Here is a 19,626-nt window from a genome sequence, read left to right as displayed (position 1 = left end):
CTCTCAGCCGCTTGCGTGTCCGCCTGCGGCCTCCTAGGTGGAGGGCATGGCCGACACCCTCTCCATCTGCTCCTGGAACATCAATTCCGTCCGCGCGCGTATCGACATCGTCGAACAACTGCTGCGGCTCGAAGCGCCGGACATATTGTGCCTGCAGGAAACCAAGGTGGTGAACGAGACTTTCCCCACCGAAATGTTCCGCCGCATGGGCTATGTTCATCAGGTGCTGAATGGCCAGCGTATGCACCATGGCGTCGCGATCATGAGCAAGGTGCCGGTGCATGAGGATGACCGGTTCGACTGGCAGGCCAATGGCGAAGCGCGCCATGTCGGCGTGCGGCTCGACAATGGCGTGCGGATCGAGAATGTTTATGTCCCCGCTGGCGGCGACATTCCCGACCGTGATCTCAATCCCAAATTCGGCCAGAAGATGGATTTCCTCGAACGGATGATCCAATGGTCGTCCGCGCTAGGCAGCCAACCCGCCATCCTGACCGGCGACTTCAACATCGCCCCGCTGGAATGCGACGTCTGGAGCCACAAGCAATTGCTCAACGTCGTCAGTCACACGCCGGGGGAATGTGAAATCCTCGCCCGGTTGCAGGCGTCGAACGACTGGGTCGATATCGGCCGCCATTTCCATCCCGCGCCGGCGCGCCTCTATACCTGGTGGAGCTACCGCGCGAAGGATTGGGCGGAATCGGATCGCGGCCGGCGCCTGGACCATATGTGGATGACGAAGGACGTGGCGAACAAGGCGACCAGCCATCGCGTGGTCGAACCCGCGCGCAGCTGGATCAAGCCGTCCGACCATATCCCCATCATCACCGAATTCGCTTTCTGATGCCTAGCGTCGCCAACGGGCGCGATGCTGCGCGCGCCATAGACGCGCTGCGTCGCGGCTGGGCCGTGCGCCTGTCTGCGCCCGATGGCGCGATTCGGCTGATGGCGATCGAGGGCGCGGATGCGGTCACGCTGGCGGACTTCGACCCGCGCGGCCAGGCCGATATCCTCATATCCGCCGCTCGCGCCGAAACCTTGAAGCTGGCCAACCAGTTGGCGGCGGCCGACCCCGACCTGCCGGTGCTGGTCGAACGCGCGCCCTGGATCGACGCCGATGTCGCCACCGCCATTTCCGACCCGGTGCTCGATCTCGCCTCGCCGCTGAAAGGACCGTTTCGCGCCCGGTCGCTACCCGCGCCCCAGGCCGCCAAGGCGGCGCTCCGCCTCGCCCGGCTGGCCGGCATCTTGCCCGCCTATTTCCTGTCGAACGGCGACGCCCCGGTCGAAGCGACAGTGAGCGCCGACGCGATCGCCGCCTATGACGACGCCACCCGCCTCGCCATCGCCACCCACGCGCGCCTGCCGGTGTCGGCCAGCGAGAGCGGCGAAATCATCGCCTTCCGCAGCCCGGACGAACCGCGCGAACATATCGCGCTGGTGGTGGGCAAGCGCGATAGCTCGCCGCCGGTCATCCGCCTGCACAGCGAATGCCTAACCGGCGACGTGCTGGGCAGCCTGAAATGCGATTGCGGCCCGCAACTGCATGAGGCGCTGCACCGGATCGCCGATGCGCCCTGGGGCATCCTCCTCTATCTCCGTCAGGAAGGGCGCGGCATCGGCCTGGTCAACAAATTGCGCGCCTACGCGATGCAGGATCAGGGGTTCGACACGGTGGATGCCAATGTCCGGCTGGGATTCGCCATCGACGCCCGCGATTTCTCGGTCGCGGCGCGGATGCTCGACCTGCTCGGCGTGGACGCGGTGCGCTTGCTCACCAACAATCCCAACAAGGTTGCGGGGCTTGAAGCGGCGGGTATCGCGGTGACGGAGCGCCTGCCGATCATCCTGCCCACCAACCCGCATAATGAACGCTATCTCGCCACAAAGCGCGACCGCACCGGCCATCAATTATGACCGTCATCCGCGTCGATTGCGGCGCGGGTCGCCTGACCTTGCGCGATCTGGCGATGGATTGCGCCGTTGGCCGCAACGGCGCCTGCCCGGCGGCGGACAAGCGGGAAGGGGACGGGTGCACGCCTTTGGGCCTATGGCCGATCCATGGTGTGCTGCTGCGCCCCGGCAAGGTCGAGGCGACGGATATACGCCTTCCCTGGCGCTGGGTCCGCGCGAACGACGGCTGGTCGGACGATCCCGAAGACCCCGCCTATAACCGCCCGGTCCGCCTGCCGCGCCCTTTCTCCGCCGAAAGCCTGATCCGCAGCGACGACGCCTATGACGTCATCGTCGTGTTGGGCCATAATGACGCGCCGCCGGTGCCGGGGCAGGGGAGCGCCATCTTCCTCCATCTGTCCGAAAGCCGCCCCACCGCCGGCTGCGTCGCGGTGGACCGGGCGGACATGCTGCGCCTGCTCCCGCTGCTCGCGCCGGGCGATGCGATGGAGATCGTCCCCTAAAGCGCGGTATCATGAAAACGCTGTTCGCCCTGAGCCGGTCGAAGGGCCTTTGTTTCGACCTCGGAAAAGAAGAACAAGGCGTCGACAGGCTCAGCCCGAACGGAACTGGGCGATCTTTAGCGGGTGACGCGCATCACGCTCGCTCCAGCGCCTCGCCCACTTCGCCGCCGGCGGCCTCCAGCAAGCGCCGCTCCAGCGTCTGCAACCGCGCCTTGCTCTCAATCTTTCCGCCGAAAAGGTCGGTGACGTAGAAGGTGTCGACCGCCCGCTCGCCATAGGTGGCGACATGGGCGCTGTGGACAGTGACCTTCGACTGGAACAGCGCATTGGCCAGGCTGAACAGCAGCGCGGGCCGGTCGCGCGCATTGACCTCGACCACGGTGAAGCGGTTCGACGCCTTGTTGTCGATCAGCACATTGGGTTCGATGCGGAAGGCTTCGGCGCGGGTCCGGGGAAGCGGGCGCGCCGCCAGTTTGGTGATCATCCGGTGCCGGTTGGACAGCGAATCCTCGATCGCATTGCGGATGCGCTTCAACTGGTCGGGGCTGTGGAATGCGCCGCCCAGCGGGTCCTGGACCAGGAAATTGTCGATCGCCACGCCATCGCGCGTCGTGTGGATGCGCGCGTCGATGATATTGCCGCCGGCCAGATGGATGGCGCCAGCGACGCGATAGAAGAGACCCGGATGGTCAGCGGCATAGACCGTCACCAAGGTCGCCCCGCGCTGCGGATAATATTGCGCGGCGATCGATAGCGGGGATTCGCCCGCCGCCAATATATGCTGCGCATTGTGGAACAATATGTCGTCAGGTTCGGCGATCCAATAGGATTCGGGCAGCCGCTTGCTGAACGCGGCGAAGGCGTCGTCGTCAATGCCAAGCGCCCGTTGCAGCGTTTCCTGCTTCACGATCACTCTTTCGCCACGCCCCTTCTGCTTATGGCCCAGCCGCAGCACCTCTTCGGCGGATTCATACAGGTCGCCCAGCAACTGGCGCTTCCAGCTATTCCACACCCCCGGTCCCACCGCGCGGATGTCCACCACCGTCAGGCACAGGAGCAGCCGCAGTCGTTCCGGGCTTTGCACCACATCGACGAAGTCGAGGATCGTCTTATAGTCCGACAGATCGCGCTTGAAGGCGGTGGCCGACATCAGCAGATGATAGCGCACCAGCCAGGCGACCGTCTCCGTTTCAGCTGGAGTCAGCCCCAAGCGTGGGCACAGATGCTCGGCCACTTCTGCGCCCAGCAGGCTATGGTCGCCGCCGCGCCCCTTGGCGATATCGTGCAGCAGGACGGAAACGTAGAGGACGCGCCGCGACAGGATCTTGCCCATCAGGTCGGTCGCCAGCGGATGATCCTGCGGCAACTCGCCCTTCTCGATCCGCGACAGCAGACCGACGGCGCGGATGGTATGCTCATCGACCGTATAATGATGATACATGTCGAACTGCATCTGCGCGACGACGCGGCGAAAATCGGGCACGAACCGGCCGAACACGGTCGATTCGTTCATCCAGCGCAGCACCGTTTCGGGATCGCGCGGGCTGGTCAGCACTTGCAGAAAAGCCGCATTGGCGCGCGCATCCTTGCGGATTTTGGCGGTGATCAGGCCCGCGTCGCGGCTTGCCGCGCGGATCGCGCTGGGGTGGATCTGCAACCCGTGCTTGTCCGCCACGGCGAATATTTCCAGCAACCGCACCGGGTCCGCCTGGAAAAAATCGTCGCTCGGCAGGCTGAGGCGCCCGCGTTCCAGCACGAACCCGTCCAGCTTCTTGGGCCGGCGGAAGATGGACGGAATGTAGCGCCGGCCCTTCTCCGCCATCTGATCGTCCAGATGCGCCAGGAACACGGCGGTCAGGTCGCCCACGATCTTCGCGTTCAGGAAATAATAGCGCATGAAGCGCTCGACCCCGGACCGGCCGGCGCGCCCGGTGAAGCGCATCCGCGTCGCGGTCTCCAGTTGCAGGTCGAAGGTCAGCCGGTCCTCGGCGCGCCCGGTGATGGTGTGCAGGTGGCATCGCACCGCCCACAGGAAATCCTCGGCCTTCTGGAACTGGCGCAGTTCCAGTTGGGTCAACAAGCCGACATCGACCAGCTCGGCGACTGAACGCACCCGGTTCACATATTTGCCGATCCAGAAGAGCGTGTGCAGGTCGCGCAGACCGCCTTTGCCTTCCTTCACATTGGGTTCCACGACATAGCGGCTGTCACCCATCCGCTTGTGCCGTTCCTCGCGCTCCTCCAGCTTTTCGGTGACGAAGGCGCGGGCGTTGCCCTGCATCACTTCGGCGTCGAACCGGACCGACGTCTCCTCATACAGCGCCCGGTCGCCCCAGACGTAGCGCGCCTCCAGCAATGCGGTACGCACGGTCAGGTCGGCCTTGGCCATCCGCATCGTCTCATCGATCGACCGGCTGCTATGCCCGACCTTCAGCCCCAGATCCCACAGCGAATAGAGCATGGATTCGATGACCTGCTCGGTCCATCCGGTCGGCTTCCACGGGGTGATGAAGCCGATATCGACGTCGCTGTGCGGCGCCATTTCGCCCCGGCCGTATCCCCCGACCGCGATCAGGGCGATCCGTTCGCCGGTGCTGCGATTGCCCGCCGGATAGAGGTGATGCGTCGTCGCGTCGTAGAGCAGGCGCAATATCTGGTCGATCAGGAAGGCGAAGGCGGTCACGGATTCGCGCCCGCGCGTCGGCTTGGCTTCCAGCCGTCGCGCCACCTCGGCCCGGCCCTCGTCCAGCGCCGCCTTCAATTCCTGGACGATAGCGGCGCGCAGCCGCGCGCTATCGCCCCGATGCTCCATCGCCAGGGCATTGATCGTGTCGGAAATTGCGCGCCGGTCGATGATCGCGCGGCGCGATCCCAGCGCGGGGAACTGCATGACCATTTGCTGTCTCTAGTCGGACCGCCGCTCAGCGGCCAGTTGTTTCAATCGATATATGTGATCGAGCGCCGCGCGCGGAGACAGCGCATCGGCGTCGATCGCGTCGATCGCCGTCAGCAGCGGGTCGGGCGCGGCCTCTTCCTGCACCGCCGCCGCCGCGAACAGCGGCAGGTCGTCCAGCCCCGCCGCGATCCCGCCGGTTTTCGCCTTGCCCGCCTCCAGCCGCGCCAGCACGTCCTTGGCGCGCTTCAACACCGGCTGCGGCAAGCCCGCCAGCCGCGCCACCGCCAGGCCATAGCTGCGATCCGCCGGACCCTGCGCCAGTTCGTGCAGCAGCACCAGATCGCCCTTCCACTCGCGCGCCCGGACATGGTGCAGCGACAGCGACGGCAGCGTCTCGGCCAGCCGGGTCAGCTCGTGATAGTGCGTCGCGAACAGGCATCGGCAGCGATTGACCTCATGCACCGCCTCCACCACCGCCCAGGCCAGCGCCAGCCCGTCATAGGTGGACGTGCCGCGCCCCACTTCGTCCAGGATGACGAAACTCCGTTCGGTCGCCTGGCTCAGGATTGCGGCCGTCTCGACCATCTCGACCATGAAGGTCGATCGCCCCTTGGCCAGATTGTCCGACGCGCCGACGCGGCTGAACAGCCGATCGACCAAAGTCAGCGTAGCGGACTGCGCGGGGACGTAACCGCCCGCCTGCGCCAATATGACGATCAGCGCATTTTGCCGCAGGAAGGTCGATTTGCCGCCCATATTCGGGCCGGTGACCAGCCACAGCCGGTCGCTCTCGCTCAAACGGCAATCATTGGCGACGAAGGGCTGGCCTTCACGCCGCAACGCATCCTCGACCACCGGATGCCGCCCGCCCACGATGTCCAGGCACGGACCGGCGCCGTCTTCAACCACGAAATGCGGCCGCTGCCATCCGCCTTCGACCGCCCGTTCGGCGAGCGACGCGGCGACGTCCAGCCGCGCCAGCGCCTCGGCCGCGCGGGCGATGTCGGCCTTGCGGTCCAGCACGGCGGCGATCAACTCCTCCAGATGCGCGGCTTCGGCGACCAGCGCATGGGCGCCCGCCTGCGCCACGCGCCCGGCCTCTTCATGCAGGTCGATCGAATTGAACCGCACCACGCCCGCCAGCGTCTGGCGATGGGTAAAGCCGCTGTCGGGCGCCATCAGCGTGTCGGCGGCGCGCGCGGGCACCTCGACATGATAGCCCAGCACCCCATTATGCCGGATCTTGAGCGCGGAAATTCCGGTCTGCGCCCGATATTTCGCCTCCAGCGCGGCGATCGCGCGGCGGCCATCGCCCGCCATCCGGCGCAGTTCGTCCAGCGCGGGATCATAGCCGTCGGCGATATAGCCGCCGCTCGCCGTTTCGGTCGGCGGCGCGGGCACCAGCGCGCGCGCCAGCGCATCGACCAGCGCGCCATGGCCGTCCAGCGCCGGCAATATCCGCGCCAGCAACAGCGGCGGCTCGGCGATCCGCCCCAACCGCTCGCGCAACAACCGGGCCTCACCCAACCCATCGCGGAGCTGCCCCAGATCGCGCGGGCTGCCGCGCCCCACCGCCACGCGCCCCAACGCCCGACCGATGTCCGGCAACGCCCGCAGCGCGCCGCGCATCTGGTCGCGCAAGGTCGCATCGTCGTGGAAGAGCTGCACCAGCCCCAGCCGCGCCTCGATCGTCGCCAGGTCCATCAGCGGCGCGGACAGATCCTGTCCCAGCAGCCGCGCGCCCGCGCCCGTCACCGTCCGGTCGATCGCGCCCAGCAGGCTGCCCGCCCGCGCGCCCGCCATGGTCGCCACGATCTCCAGGCTCTCGCGCGTCGCCGCGTCGATCGCCACATGGCCGCCGCTGGTCTTGCGCAATGGTGGGGCCAGGAAGGGCAGGGTGCCCTTGCCCGCATGATCGAGATAGGCGATCAGCCCGCCCATCGCCGCCAGCTCGGCGCGGCCGAACTGGCCGAACCCGTCCAGGGTCGCGACCCCGAACAGGCGCTTCAACGCCTCGTCCGCTCGCGCGCTCGAAAAGGCGGCGCGATCGAAAGGATGGCCATCGGCCACGCCCAGGCTCGATCCCTCCGCCACCACCGTCTCGCTCGGCCGCAGCCGCGCCAGTTCGGCGGGCAGGTCGCCGATCGGGCAGGTCATCGTTTCGAACCGGCCGGTGGAAATATCGGCGGCGGCGATGCCGATCTCGCTAGATACGTCGCCGCCGACCTGCGCCAGCGCGACCAGCATATTGTCGCGCCGGCTGTCGAGCAAAGTCTCCTCGGTCAGGGTGCCGGCGGTGACGTAGCGCACGATCGCCCGCGCCACGAGCGTCTTGCCCCCGCGCGCTTTGGCCTGCGCCGGCGTTTCGGTCTGTTCGGCGATGGCGACGCGATGCCCGCCCTTGATGAGCCGCGCCAGATAGCCTTCCGCGCTATGCACCGGCACGCCGCACATCGGGATCGGCGCGCCGCCATGTTCCCCCCGGCTGGTCAGTGCGATGTCGAGGGTTGCTGCCGCCATCTTGGCGTCGTCGAAGAACAGCTCGAAAAAATCGCCCATCCGGTAAAAGAGCAGGCAGTCCTGCGCCTGTGCCTTGAGCGTCAGATATTGCGCCATCATCGGCGTCGGGGCGGCTGTATCGGTCGAAAGGGCCATGGCCAAAGCCGATAGCCTGATCCTCCCCCCGAAACCAGCGCTTCGCCCAAGCGGCCAGAAAATTGCGCGTCTCGCACTTGCCCACAGGATAATGTTACCGCTAGGGCCGCCCTGTTGTTCCAATATATGGGTGCCGCGATGTCCGACAGATCGAATGTGGAATTTTCCGAGCGCGAGGCGCTGTTCTTCCACTCGACCGGACGCCCCGGCAAGATCGAGATCATCGCGTCGAAACCGATGGCGACCCAGCGCGACCTGTCCCTGGCCTATTCGCCGGGCGTCGCGGTGCCGGTGCTGGCGATCGCGAAAGACCCGGCCTGCGCCTATGATTATACCGCCAAGGGCAATCTGGTCGCGGTCATCACCAACGGCACGGCGATCCTGGGCCTGGGCAATCTCGGCGCGCTGGCGTCGAAGCCGGTGATGGAGGGCAAGGCGGTCCTCTTCAAACGCTTCGCCGACGTCGACAGCATCGATATCGAGTTGAAGACCGAAGACGTCGATCGCTTCATCGAGGCGGTCGAACTGATGGAGCCGACCTTCGGCGGCATCAACCTTGAGGATATCAAGGCCCCCGAATGTTTCATCATCGAACAGACGCTCAAGGAGCGGATGAACATCCCGGTGTTTCATGACGACCAGCATGGCACCGCGATCATCGCGGCCGCCGGCGTCATCAACGCCGCGCTGCTGACCGGGCGCGAGATGAAGGACATGAAGGTGGTGGTGAACGGCGCGGGCGCCGCCTCCATCTCCTGCACCGAACTGATCAAGGCGCTCGGCGTCCCCCATGAAAACGTCATCATGTGCGACAGCAAGGGCGTGATCTATCAGGGCCGCACCGAGGGCATGAACCAGTGGAAGTCGGCCCATGCCGTCCGCACCGACGCGCGGACGCTGGCGGAAGCGGTCAGGGGCGCGGACGTGTTCCTGGGCCTTTCGGTCGCAGGCGCGATGACGCAGGATATGGTGAAGTCGATGGGGCCAAAGCCGATCATCTTCGCCATGGCCAATCCCGATCCCGAAATTCTGCCGCCCGACGCCCATGCCGTCCGCCCCGACGTGATCGTCGCCACCGGCCGGTCGGACTTTCCCAACCAGGTCAACAACGTCCTGGGCTTCCCGTTCATCTTCCGCGGCGCGCTCGACGTGCGGGCGACCGGCATCAACGAAGCGATGAAGCTGGCCGCCGCCCACGCCATCGCCAATCTGGCGCGCGAACAGGTGCCGGAGGAAGTGGCCAAGGCCTATGGCCGATCGCACAGCTTCGGCCCGGACTATATCATCCCCGCGCCCTTCGACCCGCGCCTGATGGAGGTGGTGCCCGCAGCCGTCGCCCAGGCGGCGATGGAAACCGGCGTCGCGCAAAAGCCGATCGCGGACATGGCTGCCTATCGCCAGTCCTTGAAGGCCCGGCTCAACCCGACCACCACCGTCCTCACCACCGCCTATGAAGTGGCCAAGGCCAATCCCAAGCGCGTCGTCTTCGCCGAAGCGGAAGAGGAAGTGGTGCTGCGCGCGGCGATCCAGTTCCGCGAGCTGGGCTATGGCATACCGGTGCTGGTCGGCCGCGGCGACGTGGTCGAAAAGCTCAAGGAACTGGGCGTCCGCGACCCCGAAAGCTTCGAACTGCACAACAGCGTCAATTCGCCGCTGGTGCCCGACATGGTCGACCTGCTCTACGCCCGGCTCCAGCGCCGCGGCTATCTGCGCCGCGATTGCGAACGGATGGTCAATCGCGATCGCAACATCTTCGGCACTTTGCTGGTCAAGATGGGCGTGGCCGATGCGATGATCACCGGCATGACCCGCCCCTATGCGCAGACGCTGCGCGAAGTGAAGCGGGTGATGGACCCGGCGGCCGGCCGCACCCCCTTCGGCATCCATGTCATGGTGGCCAAGGACAAGACCGTGTTCCTGGCCGACACGACGGTCAACGAACGCCCTACCGCCAGCGAACTGGCCGACATCGCGGAAGGCACCGTGGCGGTCGCCCGCCGCATGGGGGTCGACCCGCGCGTCGCCTTCCTCTCCTATTCCAATTTCGGCAATCCGCCCGGCGCCTTCCTGGAAAATGTGCGCGGCGCGGTGAAGCTGCTCGACGAACGCGCTGTCGATTTCGAATATGAAGGCGAAATGACCGCCGACGTCGCGCTCAACCCCGCCGTCATGAAAAATTATCCGTTCAGCCGCCTGTCCGGCCCGGCCAACATCCTGGTCATGCCGGGGCTGCAATCGGCCAATATCTCGGCCAAGCTGCTGCGCGAACTGGGGGGCACGTCGATGATCGGGCCGGTGCTGGTCGGGATGGAAAAATCGGTGCAGATCGCCACCATGTCGTCCAATGCATCCGAACTGCTGACCTTGGCGGTGCTGGCGGCGGGCGGCGTCGCGCTCTGATCGGGCGCGCACCGTTCGCGGCTTACCTCCCGTCGGATATGTGTGCTTTGCACTTGCATGGTGCATGTTGCGCGCGCGAAAAGATTGATGACCCTTTCGGGAGCAAGATATGAGCGTAGCCAGTTTCGACAGTGCGACCTTCCGGCGAGTGCTGGGCCATTATCCGACCGGCGTGTGCGTCGTCACCGCGGTCGAGGCGGACGGCACGCCCGCCGCCATGGTGGTCGGTTCCTTCACCTCCGTCTCGCTCGAACCGCCGCTGGTGGCCTTCTTCCCCGCCAAAAGCTCGACCAGCTGGCCGCGCATCCAGGCGGTCGGCAAATTCTGCGTCAATGTCCTCGCCAGCGACCAGAAGCCGCTCTGTCGCCAGATCGCCGGTCCCGGTCCCGACAAGTTCGCCGGCATCGCCCATCGCGTCTCGGCCAACGGCTCGCCGATCCTCGACGATGTCGTCGCCTGGATCGACTGCACGCTCGATGCGGTGCATGAAGCGGGCGACCATGACATCGCGCTCGGCCGCGTCGTCGCGCTGGAAGTGGACCGTCCCGGCAGCCCGCTGCTCTTCTTCCAGGGCAATTACGGCGAATTTTCCCTGCTCGAATGAAGGAAGGGCGCGCGCCGCGCCGTCTCAGGGGGCATGGTGGATGACAGGGGGCGGCCCGTTTTTTCCGATAATGTCCGTTCGGACATATCGGGGAAACATTACGCCTCCTTAACCCCGCTCATCTATTGCAGGCTTGTCGCCCCCTGACCGGACCGCCCCCATGACCGCGCTGCTCATCACCATCGACACCGAACTGTCTTCTGCGCTGCACCATCGGGGCGTCAGCCTGGCGGACAATGTGGATCGCTCGATCTGGGGACTGGCGCAGGGCAGGCCCTATGGCATCGGCTGGCAGATGGACCTGCTCGAACGCCATGGCCTCAAGGGCGTCTTCTTCCTCGATCCAATGCCCGCGCTTGTCCATGGCGCCGCTTTTCTGGCGCCGATCGTGGGCGCGATCGTCGGGCGCGGACATGAAGTGCAGATGCACATCCACAGCGAATGGCTCGCCTGGGCGAAGGACTCGCCCGTCGGCGGTCGGCAGGGCCGTAATATCGGCGATTTTTCGCTCGCCGACCAGATCGTCCTGCTGGGCCTCGCCAAACAATGGCTGGAACAGGCGGGGGCGCCCGCCATCACCGCTTTTCGCGCCGGCAATTTCGGCGCCAATGACGATACGTTGCGCGCGCTGGCGACGCTCGGCCTCGCTTGGGACAGCAGCGTCAATCCCGCCTATCTCGGCCGCGAATGCGGCATCACCGCCGATCCCGCGCAGATCGGCGCGACACGATCGCAGGGCGTCGCCGAACTGCCCGTATCCGGCATCGCCGACCGCCCTGGCGGTTTCCGCCCGGCCCAAATCTGCGCCATGTCAGCCGCCGAAATGCGCGCCGGGATGCGCCACGCCGTGGGCGAAAGGCATGACGCCTTCGTCGTCGTCACCCATAGTTTCGAAATGCTCTCACGCGACCGCCAGCGCCCCAACCGCGCCGTCATGGCCCGGTTCGAGGCGCTGTGCCGGCAAGCCGCCCACCTGCCCGACATGCACGGCGCGGGCTTCAACGACCTCCCCGCCGACCTCGCCGACCGCCCGGCGCGCAGCCTCAGCCGGGCCGCGCCCAGCCAGTGGCGCACTGGCCTGCGCATGGCGGAGCAGGCCTGGGCGACCTGGCGCTACGAACACCGGCTGGTGCCTGCGTGACCGCGTTTCCGGGCGTTCTGCTTCTGGGTATGGAAAATGCGATCGCCCTGACGGTCGTGCGCGAACTGGGCGGCCATGGCGTGCCGGTCCATGGCATCGCCCGCAGCGCGACGTCGATCGGGGCGGCATCGCGCCATTGCGCCGACTGGACGATGCGCCCGGCTGGCCCGATCGCCGACTGGCTGCCCGGCCTGATCGCCCGCACCGGCGCGCGAGCGGTGCTGGCGATTTCCGAATCCGACCTGATCGAACTGGCCGCCCTGCCGCCGATGATCGGCGACTGCCATCTCCTCGTCCCCCGACCCGAACCGCTTGGCCGGGTGCTTGACAAGCTGCAGACGCTCCATGCCGCCGCGGTCGCCGGGCTGCGCGTGCCGCAGACCTGGCAACCGCGCGCGGGCGAGGATTTCGCCGCCCGCGCCGCCCAGATGCGCTATCCGCTCGTCGCCAAATGGGCCAATCCGCCGGACATCATGGCGGTGCTGGCGCAGGCGGGGCTGGAGTGGATCAAGACCGACTATGTCCGCACGCCTGACGAACTGGTCGCGCTATTGCACCGCTATGCCCCGGTCGGCCGCTGGCCGCTGATCCAGCAATATTGCCGCGGCGTCGGCCTTGGCCAGATGCTCTACATGCAGGACGGACAGGCGACGCTACGCTTCCAGCATCGCCGCCTGCACGAATGGCCGCCCGAAGGCGGCGTATCGACCCTGTGCCGCGCCGAGCCTGCGGATGCGCATGGCGCGCAGATGGCGCTCTCGGAAAAGCTGCTGCGCGCGCTCGATTGGGAAGGGCAGGCGATGGTCGAATATCGCTACGAGCCCGACAGCGGCCGCTACTGGCTGATGGAAGTCAATGGCCGCTTCTGGGGCAGCCTGCCGCTCGCGCGCCATTGCGGCGCCGATTTCGCCTGGGAAGCCTATCGCCGCAAGGTGCTGGGCCGGACCGATGTCGCCCCCCCGCCGCGCGACGATGTGCGCGCGCTACATGGTGCCGGAAACCAAGCGGCTGGCGCGCGTCCTGCTGGCGCCCGGCCGCATCGGCGATCCCTTCTTCCGCCGTCGCCCGCTATTCGACCTCGCCAGCTATCTGCTCGCCTTTTTCGACCCGCGTGCTCGCTACTATGTCTTCAGCGGTTCCGACGTGGGGCCTTGGCTGCGCGACATGGGACAGATCGTCAGGAAAGCCGTGCGCCGGGAAAGGCGCTGACCAGCGCGCCGATCGCCCGATCGATCCGCGCCAAGCAGGTCGCCATATAGCGGTCGTCCAGCCCGTAGGGGTCATGCAGATGCGGCAGCATCGGCCGGGTCCAGCACCCCAGCAACAGGCGCGGCAGATCGGCCAGGCGCGGATCGGCGGCCAGCCGATGCAGTTGCCGCACCTCCATCGCCAGCAACAGGTCGCCTGCTTGCGGCACATAATCCTTCAGGTCGATCGCCTTATGGTCCGACAGGTCATGGCCCAACGCTCGCGCCGCCACGATCGCGGCGTCATGCGCGGCCCGCCCGGTGGTGGTGGACAGGCCGACGGACGCCGTGTTCAACCCGGCCTGCCGGCCCGCGACATCGGCAAAGGCGCTGCGACAGATATTGCCCTGGCACACGAACACCAGCCGCCGCACCTGCGTCGGATTGGGTGCGCGGCTGGCCGACCGGCCGAGCAGGAGCTGCGGATAGGACAAAGCGAGGCGGACAAGCCCGCGAAAGGTGCCGAAGCGGGATCGGATCAACGCGCGGACCCTGTAAAAATTGGCGGAGACGGAGGGAATCTTACTCTTATGAGTTTCTGCGACTGAACCGCGAATTTTAGCCATTATTTTCAGCTCTATATGGTCGTTTCGTTCGCCATAGTGCGTCTATGACCGCTTCATGCCAAGTTGAAAGTGGGCATCAAAGTGGGCATAAGTGGGCACGGCATTGAGGGCGTGATACCATATGGCACGAGCGATCAACATATTGACGGTAAGGGCTGCGGCGGCGCTAAAGGAGCCGGGCCGACACTCCGATGGCGGAGGGCTATATCTGCGGATAACGACAGGCGGCGCGCGCTCCTGGGTGTTCATGACAGCGGTTGGCGGCAAGCGGGTCGAAATTGGCCTGGGGGCTGCATCGTCGGTGGGATTGGCAGCGGCACGGGCCTTAGCAACCGACATGCGGGAGGCTGTGGCGCTGGGCAAAGATCCCCGCACCGTGCTGGCACCCAAGCAGGCAATCGAGGCTGTGCCGGTTAAAACCTTCGGGCAGTTTGCTGACGAATATATCGCCAGCGTCGAGGATGGTTGGAAGAATCCGACGCACAGGCAGCAATGGCGTAATAGCCTGCGCGATCACGCGGCGGCGCTTACCGACAAGGCGCTGGATCAGATCACGACCGATGACATATTGGCGGTTCTGCAGCCGATCTGGTTGACCAAGGCAGAGACGGCGGGGCGGGTCAGGGGACGGATCGAACGGATATTGGACGCTGCGCGGGCGAGGGGGCTGATCCCCCGCGATATGGCCAACCCTGCTCGCTTCAAAGGCTATCTCGATTTCCTGCTGCCCAAGCAGGGCGGCATGGCGCGCGGGCATCATGCGGCGCTGCCTTACAAGGACGTTGCTGCCTTCATGACTGCCTTACGTGCGCGTTCGGCACTGTCGGCACGATGCCTGGAGTTCACCATCCTGACCGCAGCCCGCTCTGGGGAGGCGCTGGAGGCCACCTGGGGTGAGATCAATGTTGCCGATAAATTATGGCGTGTTCCTGCCGATCGGATGAAAGCTGGCGTGGAACATATCGTGCCGCTGTCCGACGCTGCCTTGGCCGTGCTGGATGCGCTGCGCCCGGATAACGTCAAGCCGACCGATCGTATCTTCTCCATCAACGGCGCAACCCGCAGTAACATGGCCATGGCCATGCTTCTTCGCCGGATGAATGTGAACAATGTGACCACGCACGGCTTCCGCTCGACCTTCTGCGATTGGGCCGGCGACTGCACCAACTATCCCCGCGAGATTATCGAAGCGGCCTTGGCTCATACCATCCAGAACAAGGCCGAAGCGGCCTATCGCCGTGGCACAGCCATCGAGCGCCGCCGCTTGCTTATGCAGGAGTGGGCCAATTACCTTCACCAGAGGTAATCGCCGGTATCCACATCCGATCAAATATTCATAAATAACTGAATTTACATGATAAATTGACATTTTCGTGTTGATCTGCTATACTGGCATGGCTTGCTGCTGGATTGCCCAGCGCCAGCATTTCCCAACAAGCGGATCAACCTTATGTCCAGACAGCCTGCCAAGGTGCTGGAAGCTGATGACGTGCGCCTTGCGCTGGCGCATGTCCGCTTCCAGCGTCATCCCGAACGAAATCGAACCATCATACTGTTCAGCTTCAAAGCCGGTCTCCGGGCCTGCGAGATAGCGGGGCTTACCTGGCCCATGGTGCTGGCCACCGATGGCAGCATTGCCACTCATATCAGCGTCACCGGCTCGATCGCCAAATATGGATCAGGACGGCAAATCCCGGTCAATCGCCTGCTGCGCGCTGCGCTGATCGCCTTGCATAAGGTCGAGGACTATCCCGACCAAGGCCCGGTCATCCGCTCCGAGCGTGGCGCGGCCATGTTGCCCGGTGCCATCGTCAACTGGTTCAGCGCCACCTATCGCAGCATGGGGCTGACGGGCTGCTCCTCCCACTCAGGGCGGCGCACCTTCATCACCCGCGCCGCGCGGTTGCTGCCCAAGACCGGCGGCTCCCTGCGCGATGTGCAGGAATTGGCCGGGCATCGGGCCATCACCACGACCGAGCGTTACATCCAGGGCGATCGTGATGCCCAGCATAAGCTGATCCGACTGATCTAGCCGCCAACGCTGCCCCTTGGCGTGCAGGACGCCAAGCTGCTGCGTCGGCAATCCATTCCATCATTATTCTCTTCTTCCGCTCCGGCACGTCCTGGAGCGCCCATTTCCACGTCCACGAAAGGAGAATGACATGCACCCACAGGACGATGCTGCCTATGAAAAGAACAAATCACGAACGATTGAGTTGGAGGCGCGCGTCGCTCGCATCCGCGTTCTCAACGATGAACTGCGCGGCTTTCGCCGGGGCGGCTATGTCACCATCACATCGGGCGTCCAGGCTCTTGGTCAAGCGGAGTTGCAGGCGGTGCTGCTGAGAGTGGCCGCGTTCGATGCCTTCGATCAGGGCAATGACCCGCATGGCGAACATGATTTCGGCGCGCTGGAGCATGAGGGCCAGCGGATATTCTGGAAGATCGACTATTATGACAAAGCGTTGGAACATGGCTCGCCCGACCCCGCCGACCCCAATGTCACCGGGCGGGTGCTGACCATCATGCTGGCGTCGGAATATTGAGCGAGGAGGCAGCACTGGCGCTGATGGAAGCCAGACTGGAGATGAAGCCGCTCAGGCAGGGCGCAGTCGATAGCTTATGCGGCTTCTACGCGATTCTCAACGCGGTGCGGTTGCTCGCCTATCCCGACAAACATGTGCATCCGCGCGATTTCAAAGAGCTATTCCGGCGCGGGATCGCCATCCTCTCCCAACAACGACATCTGAAATTCACGGTGTCATGGGGTCTGGACCCCGATCCATGGAACCGCTTCCTTGACCGTCTTGTACCGGAGATCGAGGATGTGGTGGGCTTTCGGGTCAAGCGTCACAGGGTTTTCGATAAGAAGCTCAGATTGAAACCATCCAAGGTTGTGGGCCCCATCCGGTATCATATCAACTTTGGGCGTCCCATCGTACTGATCCTGGGGGCCGCCTACGACCATTGGACAGTGATAGCCGGCTATAGCGGCAACCGGCTGCACCTGTTCGACTCTGACGGTTACTGCTGGATCAACACGCGGTCCCTGACGCTTGACATGCACCTCAGCAATCGCCCTCATCAGCTTATGCCTGAAGCATGTTGGGCCTTTGAGCGGCTTTCCGATTGGACGGAATAGCGCGCTTGCCAAAGCAACGGCCTACCGCCTAACACGGCTTTGCCTCCGCGATATTCGGGGGCGGGGCGTGGAAACCTCTCTGCAATGCATCTCGGTCGCAAGGATTCTTGGGGCCGGGTGGCGTGCGCGCATGTCCAGCCGGCAACGGTAAAGGCGCACGCGCCTTGTGCATTGCCAGGGTTTCCAACATTCTCTAGCTGAGGTCCCTGCGGCTGGGCGGGACGTTGGTATTAGCTACTTCATCATGCTTTGCCTTTTCTGACAATAGTCACGTCGGCTTGTCGATCGACCCGGGGTGCAACAGTCTCTCCGGGGTCATACGACGGCCGTCTTGATGCAGCCTTCATCAGTGTCGCATGCCGCAATGGGGTCGGTTCGTATCGAAGGGTGGCGCTTCAACAACCGTTGCTCGGGGTCATCGCTGCCCCAACGTTAGAATCGAAGTCACCGGTCCCTCCGCCTCCCGGGAGGATCGTACCGTCCGACGGACGGATGGCGTAAAGCGTGTCAGGCGCGAGCGGTCTGCATCATCTGGCGATGCGGCTCGACCGTCTCTGCCTTGAACTGGAAGTGGGTGCCGTCGCGCCACATGCCAAACAGAATGACGGCGAGCTTGCGGGCGACGGCCACCTTCGCCTTGTTGAACCCGACCTTCTTCGCGAGCCTGACGCCCCAGTCCTTCAATGACGAGAAGGTCTTGGTCGCCGACAGCAGCACCGTTGCGGCATTGACCATGTGGGTGCGGGTCAGTCGGTTGCGCATCTTGCTGATCTTGCCGTGGGTCAGGCTCTCACCGGACTGATACACGCGCGGCGTGAGTCCGAGATAGGCGGCGACATCGTCGGCCCGCCGGAAGCGGGACGGCTCCTCGATCGCGGTGAAGAATGACAGCGCGGTGATGGCGCCGATGCCCGGAACCGCCATGAACCGCCGACACACCGGGTTGGCGGCGGCGAGCGCTTCCAGCTCGGTCTCGATCCGCACGGCATCTGTCTGGAGACGCTCGCACAGGTCGAGCACCGGCAGGATGCGCGGCCGCAGGTTGATGCCCTCGCGATCATGGATGATCAGCAGCTGCTCGACGACACGGTCGCGATAGGTGGCCGACGACTTGGCGCCAGGCTCGACCCGCCCGCCATAGACACGCAACAGGCCGCGGATCATGTTCTCGTTGGCCAGGCGTTGCTGGACCAGGCGGTGGCGCATGATGAGCTGGGCGCGCACCTCGAAGCAGGCCGCGCTCTTCACATAGACCTCGGTCAGATAATCGCGGCCGGTGCGCGTGATCTCGGCGATGCCGCGCGAATCGTTGGTGTCGGTCTTGTTGCGCTTGAGGGACAGCACGCGATGGACCTGCAATGCGTCCATCACGGCGACCTGGTAGCCCTGCTTGCGCAGCCCGCCGGCGAGATGCGCTGACATTGCGCCCGTCTCCATGCCGATGACCACGACGTTGGAGGTGAAGTTCTTCGCCAAGTAGCGCCCGATCTCGGTCGGATGCGTCTTCATCGAAACCTGGTGGACGACCTTGCCGTCGCGATCCAGCACACATACCGATGTCGACTTGAGGCCAACATCGAGGCCGACCCAGACGCGGCCACATGCCGGGTCCACTTCCGCCGCCGCCCGGATCGCCAGAATCTCGGGGTTCGTGATCTTCTTCGTCATCGTGTCATCTCCCTTCCATCGCAGCATTATCGTGCGCCCGTTTGCAGGAGAGAAAAGACCTCAGCTAAATCACAACCGGCTTCGGCCGTCGCCCCAATCGCAAGAGGGGGCGGCGCCGGGGTGGATGACGAACATGCTCGATAATGGCGATCCCTTGGCGGCATCGCCCGGTCCTTCCAACAGCATAACAGCCCATCGGGTCGCAGCGCTTCACCGCGCACCGATACACTGCGCGCGTCCGGCAACGACCGGGCGTGCAATCCTCCACATCATCGTAAAGGATTTTCCATGCAGGGGCTTCTTGCACTCAAACGCTATATCCAATTCCTCGGCCGCGCCGACCGCAAGGAATATTGGCAGTTCATCGGCATCGTGGCCGTCGCCTATGCGGTGAGCATTATCGTCGGGAACGGCATCGCCTACATGCAGGTCGGGCTGCTGCCGCCAAGCCTCATCTTCACCATGTTGTTCTTCACGCCGCCGCTTTACTGCGCGACCATCCGGCGCCTCCATGATCGTGGCATTTCAGCCCTGTGGCTGGCGGCGATCTGGGTATTGAACGGGGTTGGCTACACCCTCCAAAATTTGCGCCAGAGTGCGCTTGGCACCGCAGCGGATACGCTCCTGGCGCTACTCGGCTACGCCAATGCCTTTTTGACGATCGGTTTCGTTATCTGGTTGCTCCTGCACCTCTGCCGCGAAGGCGACCCCGCAGCCAATGAATTTGGCCCTCCGCCGATCGCCGGCGACGGCGCCACCCGCAACACCGAGTCCAGCCAGTTGATCAATCAAGCGCTGATCCGGCTGTTCTCTAGCGATCCTATCAAGAGCGAACCGAAGCTGTAGCGCGCCCTGCGTCCCGTCTTTGATCCAGCTTTCATTATTGAGAG

At 64.8% G+C, this 19,626-nt stretch carries 15 protein-coding genes and 1 pseudogene; 12 read left to right on the top strand and 4 right to left on the bottom strand.

The window, feature by feature from the left end; translation table 11 throughout:
* Positions 1-46 precede the first annotated feature (46 nt).
* Genes sphantq_RS10090 through sphantq_RS10080 form a run of 3 tightly spaced genes read left to right on the top strand, consistent with a single transcriptional unit; the run spans position 47 to position 2,417 of the window.
* Entirely contained in the window at positions 47-844 is a 798-nt protein-coding gene (locus tag sphantq_RS10090; RefSeq protein WP_066607182.1) for an exodeoxyribonuclease III, read from the top strand.
* On the top strand, positions 844-1,917 hold the full coding sequence (gene ribA, locus sphantq_RS10085; protein WP_272798426.1) for a GTP cyclohydrolase II: 1,074 nt from the start codon (positions 844-846) through the stop codon (positions 1,915-1,917). Before sphantq_RS10090 ends, ribA begins: the two co-directional genes overlap by 1 nt.
* On the top strand, positions 1,914-2,417 hold the full coding sequence (locus sphantq_RS10080) for a L,D-transpeptidase family protein (RefSeq protein WP_129925499.1): 504 nt from the start codon (positions 1,914-1,916) through the stop codon (positions 2,415-2,417). Before ribA ends, sphantq_RS10080 begins: the two co-directional genes overlap by 4 nt.
* A 133-nt stretch (positions 2,418-2,550) precedes the next feature.
* Here the strand turns inward: sphantq_RS10080 and sphantq_RS10075 are convergent, their stop codons facing one another.
* Together sphantq_RS10075 and mutS are read right to left on the bottom strand one after the other, a co-directional pair.
* The gene (locus sphantq_RS10075; RefSeq protein ID WP_066607171.1) at positions 2,551-5,313 is read right to left on the bottom strand and encodes a [protein-PII] uridylyltransferase; all 2,763 of its coding nucleotides are present in this window, start codon (positions 5,311-5,313) and stop codon (positions 2,551-2,553) included.
* A 9-nt stretch (positions 5,314-5,322) separates the two neighbouring features.
* Complete coding sequence (mutS, locus tag sphantq_RS10070) at positions 5,323-7,968, bottom strand: DNA mismatch repair protein MutS (RefSeq protein WP_272798425.1); 2,646 nt, start codon at positions 7,966-7,968, stop codon at positions 5,323-5,325.
* Between the two features lie 138 nt (positions 7,969-8,106).
* Between mutS and sphantq_RS10065 the strand changes: the two genes are divergently transcribed.
* The 4 genes and pseudogenes from sphantq_RS10065 to sphantq_RS10050 all read left to right on the top strand — a co-directional run bounded on the left by sphantq_RS10065 (position 8,107) and on the right by sphantq_RS10050 (position 13,322).
* Positions 8,107-10,368: an NADP-dependent malic enzyme gene (locus sphantq_RS10065; protein WP_272798424.1), complete on the top strand. Its 2,262-nt coding sequence runs from the start codon at positions 8,107-8,109 to the stop codon at positions 10,366-10,368.
* 109 nt (positions 10,369-10,477) lie between these two features.
* Positions 10,478-10,972, top strand: a complete 495-nt coding sequence (locus tag sphantq_RS10060) for a flavin reductase family protein (RefSeq protein WP_066607163.1) — start codon at positions 10,478-10,480, stop codon at positions 10,970-10,972.
* A 160-nt stretch (positions 10,973-11,132) separates the two neighbouring features.
* On the top strand, positions 11,133-12,113 hold the full coding sequence (locus sphantq_RS10055; protein ID WP_129925502.1) for a polysaccharide deacetylase family protein: 981 nt from the start codon (positions 11,133-11,135) through the stop codon (positions 12,111-12,113).
* Positions 12,110-13,322, top strand: a pseudogene (locus sphantq_RS10050) (carboxylate--amine ligase). The gene sphantq_RS10055 and the pseudogene sphantq_RS10050 overlap by 4 nt, the downstream one beginning before the upstream one ends.
* On the opposite strand, the gene sphantq_RS10045 reads toward sphantq_RS10050, so the two are convergent.
* Entirely contained in the window at positions 13,291-13,842 is a 552-nt protein-coding gene (locus sphantq_RS10045) for an arsenate reductase/protein-tyrosine-phosphatase family protein (RefSeq protein WP_129925504.1), read from the bottom strand. The pseudogene sphantq_RS10050 and the gene sphantq_RS10045 overlap by 32 nt on opposite strands.
* 205 nt (positions 13,843-14,047) lie before the next feature.
* On the opposite strand from sphantq_RS10045, the gene sphantq_RS10040 reads away from it, so the two are divergent.
* From sphantq_RS10040 to sphantq_RS10025, 4 genes are all read left to right on the top strand, one after another.
* Complete coding sequence (locus tag sphantq_RS10040) at positions 14,048-15,232, top strand: tyrosine-type recombinase/integrase (protein WP_272798423.1); 1,185 nt, start codon at positions 14,048-14,050, stop codon at positions 15,230-15,232.
* Between the two features lie 144 nt (positions 15,233-15,376).
* Entirely contained in the window at positions 15,377-15,958 is a 582-nt protein-coding gene (locus sphantq_RS10035) for a tyrosine-type recombinase/integrase (RefSeq protein ID WP_272798422.1), read from the top strand.
* A gap of 130 nt (positions 15,959-16,088) precedes the next feature.
* A complete protein-coding gene (locus tag sphantq_RS10030) occupies positions 16,089-16,472 on the top strand; it encodes a DUF3768 domain-containing protein (protein ID WP_272798421.1) in 384 nt (127 codons plus the stop codon).
* Positions 16,469-17,068, top strand: a complete 600-nt coding sequence (locus sphantq_RS10025) for a hypothetical protein (RefSeq protein ID WP_272798420.1) — start codon at positions 16,469-16,471, stop codon at positions 17,066-17,068. The genes sphantq_RS10030 and sphantq_RS10025 overlap by 4 nt, the downstream gene beginning before the upstream one ends.
* A 507-nt stretch (positions 17,069-17,575) precedes the next feature.
* Here the strand turns inward: sphantq_RS10025 and sphantq_RS10020 are convergent.
* Complete coding sequence (locus sphantq_RS10020) at positions 17,576-18,736, bottom strand: IS110 family transposase (protein ID WP_272798419.1); 1,161 nt, start codon at positions 18,734-18,736, stop codon at positions 17,576-17,578.
* Positions 18,737-19,024: 288 nt separating this feature from the next.
* Here sphantq_RS10020 and sphantq_RS10015 point away from each other — a divergent pair, with 288 nt between their 5' ends.
* Positions 19,025-19,582: a DUF805 domain-containing protein gene (locus tag sphantq_RS10015; RefSeq protein ID WP_272798418.1), complete on the top strand. Its 558-nt coding sequence runs from the start codon at positions 19,025-19,027 to the stop codon at positions 19,580-19,582.
* Positions 19,583-19,626 lie beyond the last annotated feature (44 nt).

The sequence above is a fragment of the Sphingobium sp. AntQ-1 genome, assembly GCF_028538045.1.
GTDB classification, from domain to species: domain Bacteria; phylum Pseudomonadota; class Alphaproteobacteria; order Sphingomonadales; family Sphingomonadaceae; genus Sphingobium; species Sphingobium cupriresistens.
Note: the sequence above shows the minus strand (reverse complement) of the source record. Positions and strands in the feature narration are given on the sequence as shown.